Origin of the sequence: Pseudomonas sp. QS1027 (genome assembly GCF_002814235.1) — a bacterium.
Classification (GTDB): Bacteria; Pseudomonadota; Gammaproteobacteria; order Pseudomonadales; family Pseudomonadaceae; genus Aquipseudomonas.
This window is the reverse complement of sequence record NZ_PHSU01000011.1, coordinates 376713-394057: the sequence shown is the minus strand read 5'-3', so window position 1 is coordinate 394057 and position 17345 is coordinate 376713. Positions and strand designations below refer to the sequence as shown.

Here is a 17345-nt window from a genome sequence, read left to right as displayed (position 1 = left end):
ACGACAGAGGAATCAATAATGGCTTTGTGGCGCACCGCACCGAATCTCGAACAACTCAATGCCTTGCAGAAAAACACCATCGGCGAACTGCTGGACATTCGCTTCGAGGCCTTCGATGAGGCGTCGCTGACCGCCAGCATGGTCATCGATCATCGCACCCATCAACCCTACGGCCTGCTGCACGGCGGTGCCTCGGTAGTACTGGCCGAAACCGTCGGCTCGACGGCCAGCTTCCTGTGCATCGACACCAGCAAATTCTATTGCGTGGGCCTGGAAATCAACGCCAACCACCTGCGTGGCCTGCGCAGCGGCCGGGTCACCGCGGTGGCCAAGGCCATCCATATCGGTCGCACCACCCACGTCTGGGATATCCGCCTGAGCAGTGACGAGGGCAAGGCCAGTTGCGTGTCGCGCCTGACCATGGCCGTTGTGCCGCTGGGGCAAACACCGCCGGCGCGCTGAGTCAGATCATAGCCATGGCCGGACTGTCATCATTCCTGGCAGTTACGGTCATTGCTGTAGGACCCGCGCGTGCCGACAATGAACCCCTGTCTTTTTCGAGATGCATCCGGTATGTCGCAGCCCGTGTTCTTTGCCCACGCCAACGGTTTCCCCTCGGGGACCTACGGCAAGTTGTTCGCCGCTCTGGCCCCGGAATATCAGGTGGCGCATCTGCAACAGCATGCCCACGACCCGCGTTTCCCGGCGGACGATAACTGGCACAACCTGGTCGACGAACTGATCCACCACCTGGAGCAACAACCTGAACCGGTCTGGGGCGTCGGCCACTCCCTGGGCGGTGTCCTGCATTTGCATGCGGCCCTGCGTCGCCCGCAGCTCTACAAGGGCGTGGTGATGCTCGACTCGCCGGTGCTGACCCGCGCCGACCAGTGGGTGATCCGTGCGGCCAAGCGCCTGGGTTTTATTGATCGGCTGACGCCGGCCGGGCGTACCCTGGGACGGCGCGAAGAATTCGCCGACCTCGCCGCCGCGCGCGATTACTTTGCCGGCAAGACCCTGTTCCGCGGCTTCGATCCGGAGTGCTTCGACGCGTACCTGCAACACGGTCTGCGCCAGGACGGTGGGCGCCTGCGCCTGAGCTTCGATCCGGCCACGGAAATCAGCATCTATCGTGGTGTCCCGCACACCAGCCCGGGCCTGGCCCGGCATTTGAAGGTGCCGCTGGCGGTGGTCCGCGGCCAGCAGAGCCGGGTGGTCATGCCCCATCACACCCGCAGTGTCGGCCGCCTGCCCCATGGCGAGTCCCTGAGCATGCCCGGCGGTCACATGTTTCCCCTGGAGCGTCCGCAGGACACCGCGCGCCTGCTCAAGGATATTTTCAGCCGCTGGGAACGCCAGGCCGGGCAGGAGCGTTGCGCATGAGCCATCCGGTCGAAGAGGTGCGCCTGAGCCTGCCGCATATCGAGTTGGCGGCCCATCTGTTCGGCCCCGAGGACGGCCAGCCAGTGATTGCCCTGCACGGCTGGCTGGACAACGCCAACAGCTTCGCGCGCCTGGCGCCGAAGCTCCACGGCCTGCGTATCGTCGCCCTGGACATGGCCGGGCACGGGCATTCCGGGCATCGACCGGTGGGCGCCGGATATGCGTTGTGGGACTACGTCTACGATGTCCTGCAGGTGGCCGAGCAACTGGGCTGGAAGCGCTTCAGCCTGCTGGGGCATTCGTTGGGCGCGATTGTCTCGATCGTGCTGGCCGGTGCCTTGCCGGAACGGGTGACACGCCTGGCGCTGATCGATGGCGTCATTCCGCCCACCAGCAGTGGCGAAAACGCCGCCGAGCGCCTGGGCATGGCCTTGCAGGCGCAACTGGCGTTGCAGGACAAGCGCAAGTCGGTGCATGCGACCCTGGATCAGGCCATCGAGGCGCGGATGAAGGGCATGGTGGCGGTCAGTCGTGAAGCCGCTGAATTGCTGGCCCAGCGCGGGCTGATGCCGGTCTCCGGCGGCTACACCTGGCGCAGCGACAACCGCCTGACCCTGCCGTCGCCGTTGCGCCTGACCGAGGAGCAAGCCATGGCCTTTATTCGCCGTATCACCTGCCCGGCGCAACTGGTGGTGGCCGAGCAAGGCATACTGGCCCAGCACAAGGACTTGCTTGATCGTCTACCCTTTAGCCTGGAGCGCCTGCCGGGCGGGCACCATCTGCACTTGAACGACGAGGCCGGCGCCATCCTTGTCGCAGACTGTTTCAATCGCTTTTTCTCCACGCCTTGACTTGTCGCCTGCAACTGTCGAGGCTTGGCGGGTTGAAAGGGAGACAACCATGCCAGACCTCGACCTCCACACGACTTTGAGTCGTCCTGTTCCGGCACGTCCTGTTCCGGTTATCGCGCTTACCGTTCAGGCCTTGTCTATCCGATGATGAAGTTATCCACAGCCCTGGCCTGCGCCATGGGGATGGCCTGTTGCAGCTCGCCGCTGTTCGCCGCCGATGTGCCGGGCAGCCACGATCTGGCGCTGGTGCCGCGTCTGGCCGATGCGCAGATCGTCGACTATCGGGCGCCAGCCGACCTGGAGCGGATTTATCCACAGAGCGCGATCCGCAAGATCAGCAATCGCCTGCGCACCGATGCCCAGGTCAGCGCACGTGGGCAGATGACCTCGGTGACCTACGAGTTGCCGCCCGAGCACGGCGCCGATGAGGCCTTCACCGCGGCGCGCGAAGCCTTGCAGAAGGAGGGCGCGCAGTTGCTGTTCTGGTGCCAGGCCCGCGATTGCGGGGAAAACAGCCTGTGGGCCAATGAAGTGTTCGGCAACTCCACGTTGTCCGGTGCCGACGATCAGCAGGCCTACCTGCTGTTGCGGCTGGCGGCCCCGGCGGACAATTCGCTGGTGGCCTTGTACAGCATCACCCGGGGCAACCGCCGCGCCTACCTGCATGTCGAGCAGTTCGCCTCGGCTTCGCCGCTGGGTGAGTTGCTGCCCACTTCCGCGACCTTGCTGCGGGAACTGCGTGATACCGGCAAGCTCGACTTTCCGAAGTTGGCCGGTGCGCCCCAGGACACCTGGGTCACTTTGATTTCCCGAGGCCTGAACCTGGACGCTACTTCGCGGGTCAGCCTTTCTGGAGCCTCCGCCGAGGCCTGGCGCCAGGCGCTGATGGCCCAGGGCGTGAGGGCCGCACGCCTGGAGGTGGGCAGTGTCGCCTCCAGCGGTTTGCATATCGAATTGCTGCGTTAGAGGCTGTACGAAAGAGCACCGAGAGACGATCATGCGCGTTTTGCGGTTGAACCCGGATCGTCTGTCGCTAAACGCCTGACCCTGGCTTGGCCTACGCTTTCATTGCCGTCTCTTGTCTGGAAAGACCATGCCCAATAATGATCGTCTGCTGGTGCAGATACTGCTCCTGGTATTGTTCGGTGCCACCTTGTGGGTGCTGGCACCGTTCTGGTCGGCGCTGTTCTGGGGCGCCGTGCTGGCGTTTGCCAGTTGGCCGCTGATGCGCCTGTTGACGCGTGCGCTCGGCAATCGCGAGTCCCTGGCAGCCGGGCTGCTGACCCTGGGCTGGATGCTGCTGGTGGCCGGTCCCCTGGTCTGGCTGGGGCTCAACCTGGCGGACCATGTGCGCGATGCGGTGACCTTTATCAAGGATGTCCAGGTCGATGGATTACCCGCGGCACCGGCCTGGTTGGGCAACTTGCCGATCGTCGGTGAACGCCTGGTGGGTGCCTGGAACACCATCGACCAGCAGGGCGCGGCCTTGCTGGTAGCGATCAAGCCTTATCTGGGGCAGGTCGGCAACTGGCTGCTGGCGCGCAGTGCGCAGATCGGTGGCGGGATTCTCGAGCTGACCCTGAGCGTGGTCTTCGTGTTCTTTTTCTATCGCGATGGTCCGCGGCTGGCGACTTTTATCCACGGCTTGCTGGAGCGACTGATCGGCGAGCGTGCCGATTACTACCAGGAACTGGTGGCGGGCACGGTGCAGCGGGTGGTCAATGGGGTGATCGGCACGGCGGCGGCCCAGGCCGTACTGGCGCTGATCGGTTTCCTGATCGCCGGGATTCCCGGTGCCCTGGTGCTGGGTATCGCGACCTTCCTGCTCAGCCTGATTCCCATGGGGCCGCCGCTGGTCTGGATTCCCGCCACGGCCTGGTTGGCCTGGAAAGGCGAGTACGGGATGGCGGTGTTTCTCGGGATCTGGGGCACCTTCATCATCAGCGGCGTGGACAACGTGCTCAAGCCGTACCTGATCAGCCGTGGTGGCAACCTGCCGTTGGTGATTGTGTTGCTGGGAGTGTTCGGCGGCTTGATCGCCTTCGGCTTTATCGGCCTGTTTATCGGCCCGACCTTGCTGGCGGTGGCCTACAGCCTGCTGATCGACTGGAGCGCGAGCCAGTCGCGGCGCGAAGAGAAGTCCTGATCTTCGTTCGGTCTTGAAAGCAGCACCGAACCTGTAGGAGCGTGGCTTGCCCGCGAAGCTTTTAGCGGTCTCAAGGGCCTCTTCGCGGGCAAGCCACGCTCCTACAAGGTTACGGGGGGGCTTACAATCGCTGGATCAGGCTGCCGCGGCGGTGACGCTACTGTTTTGTGTCGCGTTCTGGCTGTTGAGGCCGACCATCAAGCGGCTCAACGCCTCTTTGATGTTCTCCTGGGCGGTCTGGCTGTGGGTGCCCGAACCTGTACCCGAGCCACTACCGGTGTTGCTGCTGCCGCTCGCATTGGCCAGGGCCTGGAGCAGGAACGTGGTGGCGTTGAAGCTGGAACTGCTTGTACTGCTGGTGCTGGTCGTGTCGCTGGTCGAACTGGTCGAACCGGTGCTCGAGGTGCCCTGCAAGGCGCTGGTCAACTCGGCCTGGCTGATGCTGCCGTCGCCATTGGTGTCCAGTTCGCTGAACAGGTCAGTGGCGGACACGGTTTGTGGCGGTGGTGGTGGCGGTTGGATCCCGGACAGGGCCGAAGCCAGTTCGCTGCTGCTGATGCTGCCGCTGTTGTCGGTGTCCAGGGCGCTGAACAGCGAGGAGCTGTCGGCGGTGCTGCCAGCGTTGGTCAGGCCGGCGGCCAGTTCGCTGCTGCTGACGGAACCGTCACCATTGGTGTCGAGGGACTGGAGCAGCTCATCGGCCAATTGGGTATCGGGCTTGCCGCCGCCATGACCGCCATGGCCGTGGGGCTTCATCGCCGACAGTTCGGTGGCGCTGATGGTGCCGCTGCCGTCGGTGTCCAGGGTGCTGAAATTCTGACTCAGGTCATTGAGCACTTTGCTGCCGCTGTTCTGCGACAGGGCGGCGTTCAGTTCGTCCTTGCTGATGGAGCCGTCGCCATTGGTGTCGAGCTTGGCGAGCAGCTGCTTCTGGAACTGTTGCTGGCGTTGTGTCGCCGTCGTGCTGTTGGTGTTGTAACCGGTATAGCTCGAGTAGTTGCTGACGCTACTGATCGTGCTCATAAGTGCACACTCCCTAAGTGTTGGCAAAACCGATAACAGTGCATCGGCTTGTGCAGACTCCAAGTCTCAGGTGTCGAGGGTGTGTGGGCTTTGTACCGGTTATTACACAGAGCGTCAGGCCCGGGGTAGACGGACCACGGCGGTCAGGCCGCCGCCCGGGGTTTCTTCCAGGGTCAGTTCGCCGCCCAGGCGCTGGGCCGCTTCCCGGGCAATGGTCATGCCCAGGCCGACGCCGCCGGAATTGCGGTTGCGCGAGCCTTCCAGGCGATAGAAGGGTTCGAACACGGCCTCGCGTTTCTCCATGGCAATCCCCGGACCATGGTCGATGACCCGGATCAGCAGTTGCCGACGGCTGTCTTCCAGGGTGATCAGGGCGTCGCCGGCGTAACGCAGGGCATTGTCCAGCAGGTTGTTCAGGCACGAACGCAGCGCCATGGGCTGCACCAGCAACGGCGCGCAATGGCCGCTGGCCTGGACCTGCGAGCCCTGGTCCTGGGCGTTTTCGCAGAGGGATTCGACCAGTGCCTGGACGTCCATCCATTGCATCTCCTCGCTGGTGCGCTGCTCATGCAGGTAGCTGAGGGTGGCGTCGAGCATGCCGATCATGTCGTCCAGGTCCTGGCGCATCTGACCCTGGAGTTTCATGTTGTCGACCTGTTCGAGCCGCAGCTTGAGGCGTGACAGCGGCGTGCGCAGGTCGTGGGACACCGCGCCGAGCATGCGCCCGCGTTGCTGCACCTGTTCACGGATGCGTTGCTGCATCAGGTTGAAGGTATTGGCCGCCAGCCGTGCTTCGCGGGGGCCGGTCTCATCCAGTGGTGGGCTGTTGAGGTCTTCGCTGAGGCGTTCGGCGGCGTCGCTGAGGCGCTGGATTGGCCGGGACAGCAGCTTGGCGCCATACCAGGCGACAATCACCAGGGAAATGATCTGCAGCGTCAGCGGCACTAGCGGTCCGCCAAACCAGGGGCGCGGCGGGTGGCGATAGGGCGGCGGATGCTCGGGGTCGAAACGCTCCATCATGCCGGGAGAAGGCGGCGGCGGCGGTGGCGGGCCACCGTAATGATGAAACCAGAGAAAGCCCAGCAAGTGGGCGAGGATGATCGCCACCAGCGACACGCCAAACAGGCGACCGAACAGCGTGTCGAGGCGTGCGCGCATCAGCCGATTTCTCTCGCGTCGAACAGGTAGCCTTCACCGCGCACGGTCTTGATCAGTTGTGGCGATTTCGGGTCGTCACCGAGCTTCTGGCGCAGGCGCGAGACCAGCAGGTCGATGCTGCGGTCGAAGGCCTCGATGGAGCGACCCCGGGCGGCGTCGAGCAACTGCTCGCGGCTGAGGACCCGGCGCGGGCGTTCGATAAACACCCAGAGCAGGCGGAACTCGGCGTTGGACAGCGGCACCACCAGCCCGTCGTCGGCGATCAGCTGGCGCAGCACACTGTTCAGGCGCCAGTTGTCGAAGCGGATATTGGCCCGTTGTTCGGTGCGGTCGTCGCGCACCCGACGCAGGATGGTCTGGATCCGGGCCACCAGTTCACGGGGCTCGAAGGGCTTGGCCATATAGTCGTCGGCGCCCAGTTCCAGGCCGATGATCCGGTCGGTGGGTTCGCAACGGGCGGTCAGCATCAGGATCGGGATGTCCGATTCGGTGCGCAGCCAGCGGCACAGCGACAGGCCGTCTTCACCCGGAAGCATCAGGTCGAGGACCACCACGTCGAAGGTTTCCAGCTGCAAGGCCTGGCGCATGCCGGCACCGTCGGTGACACCGGTGGCCTGGATGCTGAAGCGTGCCAGGTAGTCGATCAGCAGTTCGCGGATGGGAATATCGTCGTCGACGATCAGCGCGCGGACATTCCAGCGCTTGTCATCGCCCGGCGAGAGCGGTTTGTTGACATCAGCCAGAGGAGCGGGAGTGTTCTGCATGCGGGCGATTATCTACCGGTAAGCGGCCAGCCACGAAAAAGAGGGGCCGCGAATTGTTGCAGGATAGGTACCCGGTCCGAAGGCCGGAATCCCTTTCAAGTGTAGCTGTGCACGAAGCTACAGGGGGTGGATGTTGGCCGCTTGTCGGTTTTGTATCGAGGCTGACACAAATAACCCTCGGCAAACCGCTCATCTCCCTGGAACTCCTACGGATTCTAGGGTGTAACTCCTACGTAAAGTCACTCTTTACGCCTTCTTTACGCATCACCCCCGGTGTCGCCCTCGTTCCTTTACGGCCTCCCTCACGACAATAAGCCCCACACACGGCCGTTGCCGTACCAAGGGGAAAATTCCATGAGCATTCTGGACGGGGTGTCACTGCTGCTGGCTGTGGCGCTGTTCATTTATCTACTGGTTGCGCTGTTGCGCGCGGACCGGAACTAGGAGCGGCAGGTATGCACAGTTATGACTATTTGCTGATCCTGGCGTTTCTCGTGCTGGTGCTTGCGCCGGCACCGGCATTGGGGCGCTTCTACTACAACGTGATGGAAGGCAAGCGGACCTGGCTGACGCCGGTGTTCGGGCCGCTGGAACGGGCCTGTTATCGCCTGTCCGGGGTCGATGCCAGCAGCGAACAGAGCTGGCAGAAATATGCCCTGGCCTTGCTCGCCTTCAACCTCGCGGGCTTCCTGGTGTTGTTCGCGATCCTGCTGTTCCAGCAGTACCTGCCGCTCAACCCGCAGAATCTGCCGGGTCTGGAGTGGACCCTGTCGTTCAACACCGCCATCAGTTTCATGACCAACACCAACTGGCAGAACTACAGCGGTGAAGCGTCCCTGAGCTACCTGAGCCAGATGGCCGGCCTCACGGTGCAGAACTTTGCCAGTGCCGCCACCGGCCTGGCCGTGCTGGTCGCCCTGTGCCGCGGCATCAGCCGACGTTCAACGGCGACCCTGGGCAACTTCTGGGTCGACATGACCCGTGCCATTCTCTATGGCCTGCTGCCGATGTGCCTGATCATGGCACTGTTCCTGGTCTGGCAGGGTGTTCCGCAGACCTTCGCCCACTATGTCAATGCCGTGACCCTGCAGGGCGCCGACCAGGTCATTCCCCTGGGCCCGGCAGCCAGCCAGATCGCGATCAAGCAATTGGGTACCAACGGCGGCGGTTTCTTCGGTGTCAACTCGGCCCATCCGTTCGAAAACCCGACCGCCCTGAGCGACCTGATCGAACTGGTGTCGATCATCCTGATTCCGGCGGCGCTGGTGTTCACCTTCGGGCATTACGTCAAGGACCTGCGCCAGAGTCGGGCCATCATGGCCTGCATGCTGTCCCTGTTGTTGATCGGCGGCGCGGTGTCGCTGTATGCCGAATATCAGCCGAACCCGGCGTTGCACAATCCGCTGGTGGAGCAGACCGCTCCGTTGGAAGGCAAGGAAACCCGCTTCGGTACTACCGCCAGCGTGGTGTGGGCGGTGACCACCACCGCCGCGTCGAACGGTTCGGTCAACGCCATGCATGACAGCCTCAACCCCCTGAGCGGGATGGTGGCGCTGGTCAACATGATGGTCGGTGAGGTGATCTTCGGCGGCGTCGGCGCGGGCCTCTACGGCATGCTGCTGAACGTGCTGATCGCGGTGTTCCTCGCCGGCCTGATGATCGGTCGCACCCCGGAATACCTGGGCAAGAAGCTCCAGGCCAAGGAAGTGCAACTGCTGGTGGTGACGCTGCTGGTGATGCCGGTGGGCACCCTGGTGCTCGGCGCGATTGCCGCCAGCCTGCCAGGCCCTGCCGCCGCGGTGAGCAACCCCGGACCGCATGGTTTCAGTCAGTTGCTCTACGCCTACACCTCGGCCACGGCGAATAACGGTTCCGCGTTCGGTGGTTTCAGCGCCAACACCGCGTTCCACAACCTGATGATGAGCTTGAGCATGTTGCTCGGCCGCTTCGGCTACATCTTCCCGGTACTGGCCCTGGCCGGCAGCCTGGCGATGAAGAAGACCGCGCCGATCGGCCAGAACAGCTTCCCGACCCATGGCCCGCTGTTCGTCACGCTGTTGACGGTGACCATCCTGCTGGTGGGGGGCTTGACCTTCCTGCCGACGCTGGCGCTGGGACCGATTGCCGAACAACTGAGCATGGGCTTCTGAGGATCTGATGATGAATATGCCTCTACCCGCAACAAAACCGGCTGTCGTCGAACAGCCCAAGACCGCGATGTCCGCCCTGTGGCGTCCGGCCCTGGTCCAAGCCTTCGTCAAGCTCGACCCGCGTCAGTTGCAACGTGCGCCGGTCATGCTGGTGGTCGAACTGACGGCGGTGTTGACCACGGTCCTGTGCTTTGTGCCGGACCCCGCCGTTTCGACCTTTATCTCCGCCCAGATCGCCCTCTGGCTGTGGTTCACCGTGTTGTTCGCCAACTTTGCCGAGGCCCTGGCCGAAGGTCGCGGCAAGGCCCGCGCCGACAGCCTGAAGGCTGGCAGCGAAGGCCTGGTGGCCCATCGTCGCAAGGCCAATGGCAGCTACGAATCGGTGCCGGCCGCCAACCTGAGCAAAGGTGACGTGGTACGGGTGGTCGCCGGGGAAATGATTCCTGGCGACGGCGAGGTGATCGAAGGGATCGCCGCCGTCAACGAAGCGGCGATTACCGGTGAATCCGCACCGGTGATCCGCGAGTCCGGCGGCGACCGTTCGGCGGTCACCGGCAATACCCGTCTGGTGTCCGACTGGCTGGTGGTGCGCATCACCGCCAACCCCGGCGAGTCGACCCTGGATCGCATGATCGCCCTGGTGGAAGGCGCCAAGCGCCAGAAGACCCCCAACGAAGTGGCGCTGGACATCCTGCTGATCGGCCTGACCCTGATCTTCCTGCTGGTGGTGGTGACCCTGCAGCCGTTCGCCCACTTCTCCGGCGGAAGCCTGCCGCTGGTGTTCCTGGTGGCGCTGCTGGTGACCCTGATTCCGACCACCATCGGCGGCCTGCTCTCGGCCATCGGTATCGCCGGGATGGACCGTCTGGTACGCCTGAATGTGATTGCCAAGTCCGGCCGTGCGGTGGAAGCGGCGGGTGACGTGCATGTGCTGCTGCTGGACAAGACCGGCACCATCACCTTCGGCAACCGTCGCTGCACGGCGGTCTATGCCACCCCAGGCGTCAGCGCCAAGGAACTGGCTGAAGGCGCCTTGCTGGCTTCGCTGGCGGACGACACCGCCGAAGGTAAATCGATTGTCGAGTACCTGCGTGAACTGCATCCGCAGCAGGAACCGGCGGCGGCCGAACTGACCGCCGTGCCGTTCAGCGCCGAAACGCGCCTGTCGGGTGTCGACTACCAGGGCCGGGTGTATCGCAAGGGCGCGGTGGATTCACTGCTGGCCTTTGTCGGCCAGAAGCGCAGCGACCTGTCGCCGGTATTGTCCCGGGAAGTCGACCGGATCGCCCAGAGCGGTGGTACGCCGTTGCTGGTCTGTGCCGATGGTCGCCTGTTGGGGGCCATTCACCTGAAGGACGTGGTCAAGCCAGGCATTCGTGATCGCTTCGCCGAATTGCGCAAGCTGGGTATCCGCACCGTGATGGTGACCGGCGACAACCCCCTGACCGCGGCTGCGATTGCGGCAGAGGCGGGGGTCGACGATGTGCTGGCCGAAGCCACCCCGGAGAAGAAACTGGCGCGCATTCGCCTGGAGCAGAACGACGGTCGTCTGGTGGCGATGTGCGGTGACGGTGCCAACGACGCCCCTGCACTGGCCCAGGCCGACGTCGGCATGGCGATGAACGACGGCACCCAGGCTGCACGCGAAGCGGCGAACATGGTCGACCTCGACAGCGATCCGACCAAGCTGCTGGACGTGGTGCAGATCGGCAAGGAATTGCTGGTTACCCGGGGGGCGCTGACCACCTTCTCGATTGCCAACGACGTGGCCAAGTACTTCGCCATCCTGCCGGCGCTGTTCGCCTCGATTTATCCACAGCTGGGCGTGCTCAACGTCATGCACCTGACCAGCCCGCAGAGCGCGATCCTCTCGGCGATCGTGTTCAACGCCCTGATCATCGTCGTGCTGATCCCGCTGGCCCTGCGTGGCGTGCGGGTGCAGGCGGCGAGTGCCGCGCACCTGTTGCGGCGCAACCTGCTGATCTACGGACTGGGCGGGATCGTGGCGCCGTTCGTGGGGATCAAGGCCATCGACATGCTGCTGACGGCGCTGCACCTGGTGTGACGCGTTTTTCTGTAGGGGCCGGCAAGCCGGCTCCTGCAGGTTGTGTACCCCTGAATTTGAGGAATTGAACATGTCCAGCGTAGTACGTCCGGCCTTGAGCCTGTTGGTCCTGATGACCCTGATTACCGGCGTCGCCTATCCCCTGGTGGTCACCGGCGTGGCCCAGGTGGTCTTCCCGCAACAAGCCAATGGCAGCCTGGTGCGCGACGCCGACGGCAAGGTCCGTGGCTCGTCCCTGATTGCCCAGGATTTCACCGGTGACACCTGGTTCCATCCGCGGCCTTCGGCGGGGGCCTTCGCCACCGTGTCGAGTTCGTCCAGTAACCTGAGCCCGAGCAACCCGGCCCTGGCCACGCGGATCTTTGACGATGCGGCCAAGCAGGCGGTGCCCGGCCAGGGCCCGGTGCCTCTGTCGATGCTGACCACGTCGGCCAGCGGTCTCGATCCGCACTTGCCTCCCGAGGCGATTCGCTATCAACTGGCGCGGGTAGCGCAGGCGCGCAACCTGCCGGCGGCCGATGTCGAACGCCTGGTTGAAGAACATATCGAGCAACCCTTGATTGGCCCTCCGGTGATCAATGTGCTTGCCTTGAATGCGGCCCTGGCCGAAGTTTCGAAATAAACGCTGTAACCCTGTAGGAGCCGGCTTGCTGGCGATGCGATCTGGTAGCCGGCATCGTTGTCGCCTGGATAACCGCTATCGCCAGCAAGCCGGCTCCTGCAAGGGACGGTGGTATCAGCTTCATAAGTGAGAACCGACGACATGAGTGATTCCGGTCGCGCCGACGCGCTCCTAGCAGAACTGCCCCGCGACGGTCGTGGCCGGCTCAAGGTCTTTCTCGGCGCCTCGCCCGGTGTCGGCAAGACCTACGCCATGTTGCAGGCCGCCCACACTCAACTGCGCCAGGGCGTGAAACTCCTCGCCGGGGTGGTGGAGACCCACGGCCGCGCGGAAACCGAGGCGCTGCTCAGCGGTTTGCCGCAGCAGCCGCTGGTGCGCTCCGAGTATCGCGGGGTCCTGCTTGAAGAAATGGACCTCGATGGCCTGCTCAAGGCCAAGCCCAAGCTCGTGCTGGTCGATGAACTGGCCCACAGCAACGCGCCCAACAGCCGTCACGTCAAACGTTGGCAGGATGTCCAGGAGTTGCTGGCCGCCGGTATCGACGTGTTCACCACGGTCAACGTCCAGCACCTGGAAAGTCTCAATGACCAGGTGCGCGGGATTACCGGCGTGCAGGTTCGTGAAACCTTGCCGGACTGGGTCCTGCAGGAGGCCGATGAGCTACTGCTGATCGACCTGCCGCCCCGTGAACTGCTGGAGCGTTTGCGCGACGGCAAGGTCTATGTGCCGGAGCAGGCCCGCGCCGCCATCGACGCGTTTTTTACCCAGACCAACCTCACTGCCCTGCGCGAGCTGGCCATGCAGACGGCGGCGGCCCAGGTCGACAACGACCTGGCCCTGGGTTACCGGACCCTCGGCCAGTCGGCGCCGGCCCTGCGCGGGCGCTTGCTGGTGGGGGTGGACGGTGACGCCCAGGCCGAGCGCCTGGTGCGCCATGCCAGTCGGGTTGCCCAGCGTCGGCACCTGCCCTGGAGCCTGGTGCATGTGGACAACGGCAGCGTGCGCGACGAGCAGTCGCGCCTGCGCCTGCAAAGCGCCCAGCAACTGGCCGAGCGCCTCGGCGGCGAAGTGGTGCTGCTGCGCGCCGGGGAAGTGGCCAAGACCCTGATTCAGCACGCCGCCGAACGCCGCGCCAGCCTGGTGCTGGTCGGACAGTCGCGGAAGAACTGGCGGCGCCGACTGTTGGGTGGCGGCCTGGCGGCGCGTTTGTTACGCAGTGCCCACGGCCTGGAAATCAACGTGCTGGACCGTGACGAAGAGCAGCAGGTGACGCGTACCCGCGCCCCGCAAGCGGTGGTCTGGTTCGACTACGCGATGGCGCTGGTGGCGACGATCCTGGCCACTGCCCTGGCCTGGGGTGTGGCCAGTGTCCTGCCGTTGCCGAATATCTCCCTGGTGTTCCTCGCCGCCGTCTTGCTGGTGGCGGTGCGCAGCAGCCTGGGGCCGTCGCTGGCCTGTGCGGTGCTGTCGTTCCTGAGTTACGACTTCCTGTTCATCCCACCGAAATTCTCCTTCGCCATCCAGCGTGAAGAGGATGTCCTGACGCTGCTGTTTTTCCTCTTGATGGCGGCGCTCACCGGTAACCTCGCGGCCCGTCAGCGGCGGCAACTGGAGGCCCTGCGCGACACCCAGGAAGAAACCAGCGAACTGCTCGACCTGTCGCGCAAGCTGACGGCGGCCACTGATCGCCAGGCGGTGATCAGCGCCGCTTCGCAGCACCTCAGTGGTTGGGAGGAGCTGCAAATCTGCCTGCTCAACCGTGACGGCCAGGGTGGCTGGAAAGTCGAGACCGGCGGCCCGCAGACCTTCTCCGAATCCGAGCGGGCCGCCGCCGATTGGGCCTGGCAGCACGACCAGCCGGCGGGCATGGGCACCGGGACGCTGCCGTTCGGGCGTTGGTGGTGGTGGCCGTTGTCGGCGGAAGAGGGGCCGTTGGCTCTCCTGGGCGTCTGCCCCAAGGAGGGCCAGACCCTGAGCGGGCAGCGTCGGCGCCTGTTGACCGCCCTCAGCCAGCCGCTGGCCCAGGCGCTGGCCCGGGCGCAGTTGGCCGACGACCTCGAGGCCGCGCGCCTGCACGGCGAAACCGAACAACTGCGCAGTGCCTTGCTGGCCTCGGTGTCCCATGACCTGCGCACGCCGTTGACCTCCATGCGCGGCAGCATCGACAGCCTGTTGGCGCTGGGCGAGGCGATCCCCCTGGAAGATCGCCGGGAACTGCTGGAAGGCACCCGCGACGAAGCCGAGCGCCTGGACCGTTATATCCAGAACCTGCTGGACATGACCCGGCTGGGCCACGGGGCGCTGAAGCTGGCCCGCGACTGGGTCGCGCCGGCGGATATCATCGGCAGCGCGCTGAACCGGCTGCGGGCGGTGTTGGCACCATTGCAGGTCAGTACCGAGCTGCCGGCGGATTTGCCGCTACTCTATGTGCACGCGGCGCTGATCGAACAGGCGCTGATCAACGTGATGGAAAACGCCGCGCGCTTTTCACCGCCCCAGGGGCGCCTGCAACTGCGTGCCGGCACCACCGACAAGGAGCTGTTTTTTTCCGTCAGTGACGAAGGACCGGGGATTCCGCAAGATGAGCGGCACAAGATTTTCGACATGTTCTACACCGCCGCCCGTGGCGATCGCGGCGGGCAGGGCACGGGCCTGGGCCTGGCGATCTGCCAGGGGATGGTCGGTGCACACGGCGGACATATTGCCGTGGATGATGGCATTGACGGCCATGGCACCTGTATCACCCTGTTCCTCCCTTTGCAGGAGCAACCGGGCATTGAAAGTGAAGCCTGATATGCTTTGGCCACCGATTGCCATGATGTTAAGACCATGACCCAAACTGCGACCATCCTGGTCATCGACGATGAACCGCAGATTCGCAAGTTCCTGCGCATCAGCCTGGTGTCCCAGGGCTATAAGGTGCTGGAGGCCGGCACCGGCGCCGAGGGCCTGGCCCATGCCGCCCTGAACAAGCCGGACCTGCTGGTACTCGACCTCGGCTTGCCGGACATGGACGGCCAGCAGGTGCTGCGTGAGTTTCGCGAATGGTCCACGGCGCCGGTGCTGGTGCTCTCGGTGCGGGCCGGCGAGGGGCAGAAGGTCGAGGCGCTGGATGGCGGGGCCAATGACTATGTGACCAAGCCGTTCGGTATCCAGGAGTTTCTCGCGCGGATTCGCGCCCTGTTGCGCCAGGCGCCCAGCGGCGAGGCCCAGGAGGCGGCGTTGACTTTCGGTCCGCTGACCATCGACCTGGCCTACCGGCGGGTGCTGCTCGACGGCACGGAAGTGGCGCTGACCCGCAAGGAGTACGCGGTGCTGGCGCAATTGGCGCGGCATCCGGGGCGGGTGATCACCCAGCAGCAGTTGCTCAAGGATATCTGGGGCCCGACCCATACCGAAGACAGTCACTACCTGCGGATCGTGGTCGGGCATCTGCGCCAGAAGCTGGCGGATGATCCGACCGCGCCACGGTTTATCGTGACCGAGGCGGGGGTCGGTTATCGGTTGCTCGATAACTAGCCCTGGCGCCCTTCTTCCTCATAGCGATCCAGCGTATCGCTGGCAATCAACCGGCCCAGGGCGATCAGCTCCGGCGCCTTGTAGAACTCGAAGAAGCGGCACACCCGCTTGGGCACGTTGATCAGGATATCCGGCGGGTAGCCGGCGATCTTGTATTGCGCCAGCGAGGTCTGCATCACCTCGAAACTCTGGTTGATCAGATCCAGCAGCGAGGCCGGCCCCACATTGTCGATGATGAACGAGCCGGTGGCGGACTTCGGTGCGCCATCGCCTTGCGGCGCGGCGGCCGGTTGCTGGGCCTGGGGTTCCGGGCCGTCGAGCCAGGGATTGCCGACCTGGGCGGCATCGCTGGCGAGGCTCTGCTGTTCCAGGCGCAATAGTTCTTCGGCCTGTCTACGTCGAAACGGCAGGCGCGACCCCATGGAACTGAGCAGGTTGTTGAAGCGGCTCTTGAACGCCGGAGGCCGTTGGATCACCGGTAGCTGGTACTGCTTCTGATTGGTGGCGTTGAGGTTGACGGCGATGATCAGGTCACAGTGGCTGGAGACCACCGGCACGATCGGCAGGGGATTGAGAATGCCGCCATCCACCAGCATGCGATTGCCCTGCATCACCGGGGTGAACAGGCTGGGAATCGCCGCCGAGGCGCGCATCGCCTGGTGCAGGCAACCTTCCTGGAACCAGATTTCCTGCTGGTTGGTCAGGTCGGTGGCGACGGCGGTATAGGGAATGCGCAGGTCTTCGATATTGACCTCGCCGACGATCTTGCGGATCTGCCCGAAGACCTTTTCACCGCGAATGGCGCCCAGGCGAAAGCTCACGTCCACCAGGCGCAGCACATCCAGATAGTCCAGGCTTTCGATCCAGCGGCGATACTCGTCGAGTTTGCCCGCCGCATAGATGCCGCCGACCACCGCGCCCATGGAGCAACCGGCGATGCAGGCGATGTCGTAACCGCGTCTTTCGATTTCCTCGATCACCCCGATATGGGCATACCCGCGAGCCCCACCCGAGCCCAGCACCAGCGCAACACGTTTTTTCATGAGTCAGTCCTTGAGCAAGCTGTTGCTAACAATGCACCTCCAGCGAGGCGGGTACAATCGTCGCATCGGCTGTTCTTTGCCGTCGAATTGTCGCCACTGCACCCATCGTCATCTCGATTGGTTAATCTTGAGTGAAAGGCCAAGGCACTTTTTGCCTGGCGCGCCGTCATAATCTGCACAAGTGTTTATTTTTTCCTGAGGTGTCATCGATGAAAGCCTGGATCTGTGTGCCATTGATTGCGTTGGCGTTGGCCGGTTGCGCGGGCAAGACTGCCTACCGAGACAGCTGTGGTACCGAGTTGGATGCCGCCTGGCATGAGCTGGACCTGGCCAAGGCCGAAGGCTTTGCCGGGACCGTGAGCTACTCCAAGGCGCTGTCGCTGCTGACCGGGGCCAAGACCCAGCAGCAGTTCGAAGCCTATGAGGGCTGTACCAACAAGGCCGAGAAAGCGCGCTTCTACATCCGTGAGTCCCGCGCCGGGCGTTGAGCCCCGCCCCTGTAGGAGCCGGCTTGCCGGCGATGAACGATGATGCGGTGCAACTGATACAGCGCGTCGCGTCCATCGCCAGCAATCGAGCGTCGACCAGCCGCTCCTACAGGTTCGATGTTGTTGTAGAAAA

The 17345-nt window shown here is 64.1% G+C and carries 16 protein-coding genes; 12 read left to right on the top strand and 4 right to left on the bottom strand.

Features of this window, described 5'->3' with window-relative positions; all coding sequences use genetic code 11:
• Positions 1–18: 18 nt before the first annotated feature.
• The 5 genes from CWE01_RS12640 to CWE01_RS12620 all read left to right on the top strand — a co-directional run bounded on the left by CWE01_RS12640 (position 19) and on the right by CWE01_RS12620 (position 4380).
• The gene (locus tag CWE01_RS12640; protein ID WP_100940853.1) at positions 19–462 is read left to right on the top strand and encodes a hotdog fold thioesterase; all 444 of its coding nucleotides are present in this window, start codon (positions 19–21) and stop codon (positions 460–462) included.
• A 111-nt stretch (positions 463–573) separates the two neighbouring features.
• Positions 574–1383 carry an alpha/beta fold hydrolase gene (locus CWE01_RS12635; RefSeq protein WP_100940852.1) on the top strand — a complete coding sequence of 270 codons (810 nt, stop codon included), beginning with the start codon at positions 574–576 and terminating at the stop codon, positions 1381–1383.
• On the top strand, positions 1380–2234 hold the full coding sequence (locus tag CWE01_RS12630; RefSeq protein WP_100940851.1) for an alpha/beta hydrolase: 855 nt from the start codon (positions 1380–1382) through the stop codon (positions 2232–2234). The genes CWE01_RS12635 and CWE01_RS12630 overlap by 4 nt, the downstream gene beginning before the upstream one ends.
• A gap of 147 nt (positions 2235–2381) precedes the next feature.
• Positions 2382–3200 (top strand): DUF4892 domain-containing protein, encoded by an 819-nt coding sequence (locus tag CWE01_RS12625; RefSeq protein WP_100940974.1) that lies wholly within the window; start codon positions 2382–2384, stop codon positions 3198–3200.
• A 127-nt stretch (positions 3201–3327) separates the two neighbouring features.
• Positions 3328–4380: an AI-2E family transporter gene (locus CWE01_RS12620; protein WP_100940850.1), complete on the top strand. Its 1053-nt coding sequence runs from the start codon at positions 3328–3330 to the stop codon at positions 4378–4380.
• Between the two features lie 135 nt (positions 4381–4515).
• Here CWE01_RS12620 and xopAW read toward each other — a convergent pair whose 3' ends face one another.
• The 3 genes from xopAW to CWE01_RS12605 all read right to left on the bottom strand — a co-directional run bounded on the left by xopAW (position 4516) and on the right by CWE01_RS12605 (position 7325).
• Positions 4516–5403, bottom strand: coding sequence for an EF-hand domain-containing protein (xopAW, locus tag CWE01_RS12615; RefSeq protein WP_100940849.1), 888 nt, complete (start codon positions 5401–5403; stop codon positions 4516–4518).
• A gap of 114 nt (positions 5404–5517) precedes the next feature.
• On the bottom strand, positions 5518–6561 hold the full coding sequence (locus tag CWE01_RS12610; RefSeq protein ID WP_100940848.1) for an ATP-binding protein: 1044 nt from the start codon (positions 6559–6561) through the stop codon (positions 5518–5520).
• Positions 6561–7325 carry a response regulator gene (locus tag CWE01_RS12605; protein WP_040065506.1) on the bottom strand — a complete coding sequence of 255 codons (765 nt, stop codon included), beginning with the start codon at positions 7323–7325 and terminating at the stop codon, positions 6561–6563. The genes CWE01_RS12610 and CWE01_RS12605 overlap by 1 nt, the downstream gene beginning before the upstream one ends.
• Positions 7326–7679: 354 nt before the next feature.
• Here CWE01_RS12605 and kdpF point away from each other — a divergent pair, with 354 nt between their 5' ends.
• The 6 genes from kdpF (at position 7680) to CWE01_RS12575 (ending at position 15681) form a co-directional block, all read left to right on the top strand.
• On the top strand, positions 7680–7769 hold the full coding sequence (kdpF, locus tag CWE01_RS12600; protein WP_017128001.1) for a K(+)-transporting ATPase subunit F: 90 nt from the start codon (positions 7680–7682) through the stop codon (positions 7767–7769).
• 11 nt (positions 7770–7780) lie between these two features.
• Complete coding sequence (kdpA, locus tag CWE01_RS12595) at positions 7781–9475, top strand: potassium-transporting ATPase subunit KdpA (protein WP_100940847.1); 1695 nt, start codon at positions 7781–7783, stop codon at positions 9473–9475.
• Between the two features lie 16 nt (positions 9476–9491).
• A complete protein-coding gene (kdpB, locus tag CWE01_RS12590) occupies positions 9492–11540 on the top strand; it encodes a potassium-transporting ATPase subunit KdpB (RefSeq protein ID WP_371315533.1) in 2049 nt (682 codons plus the stop codon).
• A gap of 70 nt (positions 11541–11610) precedes the next feature.
• Entirely contained in the window at positions 11611–12162 is a 552-nt protein-coding gene (gene kdpC, locus CWE01_RS12585; protein ID WP_100940845.1) for a potassium-transporting ATPase subunit KdpC, read from the top strand.
• 141 nt (positions 12163–12303) lie between these two features.
• Positions 12304–14955, top strand: a complete 2652-nt coding sequence (locus tag CWE01_RS12580) for a sensor histidine kinase KdpD (RefSeq protein WP_100940844.1) — start codon at positions 12304–12306, stop codon at positions 14953–14955.
• 36 nt (positions 14956–14991) lie between these two features.
• Positions 14992–15681 (top strand): response regulator, encoded by a 690-nt coding sequence (locus CWE01_RS12575; protein WP_100940843.1) that lies wholly within the window; start codon positions 14992–14994, stop codon positions 15679–15681.
• On the opposite strand, the gene CWE01_RS12570 is transcribed toward CWE01_RS12575, so the two are convergent.
• On the bottom strand, positions 15678–16724 hold the full coding sequence (locus CWE01_RS12570; protein WP_100940842.1) for a patatin-like phospholipase family protein: 1047 nt from the start codon (positions 16722–16724) through the stop codon (positions 15678–15680). The two genes, CWE01_RS12575 and CWE01_RS12570, sit on opposite strands and share 4 nt — an antisense overlap.
• A gap of 209 nt (positions 16725–16933) precedes the next feature.
• On the opposite strand from CWE01_RS12570, the gene CWE01_RS12565 reads away from it, so the two are divergent.
• Positions 16934–17212, top strand: a complete 279-nt coding sequence (locus tag CWE01_RS12565) for a hypothetical protein (protein WP_100940841.1) — start codon at positions 16934–16936, stop codon at positions 17210–17212.
• The last annotated feature ends 133 nt before the right edge of the window (positions 17213–17345 follow it).

Excerpts from the sequence above, each read along its gene's own strand:
- CWE01_RS12640 (WP_100940853.1), top strand. The coding sequence starts at position 19 with ATGGCTTTGTGGCGCACCGCACCGAATCTCGAACAACTCAATGCCTTG.
- kdpB (WP_371315533.1), top strand. The coding sequence starts at position 9,492 with ATGCCTCTACCCGCAACAAAACCGGCTGTCGTCGAACAGCCCAAGACC.
- kdpC (WP_100940845.1), top strand. The coding sequence starts at position 11,611 with ATGTCCAGCGTAGTACGTCCGGCCTTGAGCCTGTTGGTCCTGATGACC.
- xopAW (WP_100940849.1), bottom strand. The coding sequence starts at position 5,403 with ATGAGCACGATCAGTAGCGTCAGCAACTACTCGAGCTATACCGGTTAC.
- CWE01_RS12580 (WP_100940844.1), top strand. The coding sequence starts at position 12,304 with ATGAGTGATTCCGGTCGCGCCGACGCGCTCCTAGCAGAACTGCCCCGC.
- CWE01_RS12565 (WP_100940841.1), top strand. The coding sequence starts at position 16,934 with ATGAAAGCCTGGATCTGTGTGCCATTGATTGCGTTGGCGTTGGCCGGT.
- CWE01_RS12620 (WP_100940850.1), top strand. The coding sequence starts at position 3,328 with ATGCCCAATAATGATCGTCTGCTGGTGCAGATACTGCTCCTGGTATTG.
- kdpA (WP_100940847.1), top strand. The coding sequence starts at position 7,781 with ATGCACAGTTATGACTATTTGCTGATCCTGGCGTTTCTCGTGCTGGTG.
- CWE01_RS12605 (WP_040065506.1), bottom strand. The coding sequence starts at position 7,325 with ATGCAGAACACTCCCGCTCCTCTGGCTGATGTCAACAAACCGCTCTCG.
- CWE01_RS12635 (WP_100940852.1), top strand. The coding sequence starts at position 574 with ATGTCGCAGCCCGTGTTCTTTGCCCACGCCAACGGTTTCCCCTCGGGG.
- CWE01_RS12610 (WP_100940848.1), bottom strand. The coding sequence starts at position 6,561 with ATGCGCGCACGCCTCGACACGCTGTTCGGTCGCCTGTTTGGCGTGTCG.
- kdpF (WP_017128001.1), top strand. The coding sequence starts at position 7,680 with ATGAGCATTCTGGACGGGGTGTCACTGCTGCTGGCTGTGGCGCTGTTC.
- CWE01_RS12630 (WP_100940851.1), top strand. The coding sequence starts at position 1,380 with ATGAGCCATCCGGTCGAAGAGGTGCGCCTGAGCCTGCCGCATATCGAG.
- CWE01_RS12570 (WP_100940842.1), bottom strand. The coding sequence starts at position 16,724 with ATGAAAAAACGTGTTGCGCTGGTGCTGGGCTCGGGTGGGGCTCGCGGG.
- CWE01_RS12575 (WP_100940843.1), top strand. The coding sequence starts at position 14,992 with ATGACCCAAACTGCGACCATCCTGGTCATCGACGATGAACCGCAGATT.
- CWE01_RS12625 (WP_100940974.1), top strand. The coding sequence starts at position 2,382 with ATGAAGTTATCCACAGCCCTGGCCTGCGCCATGGGGATGGCCTGTTGC.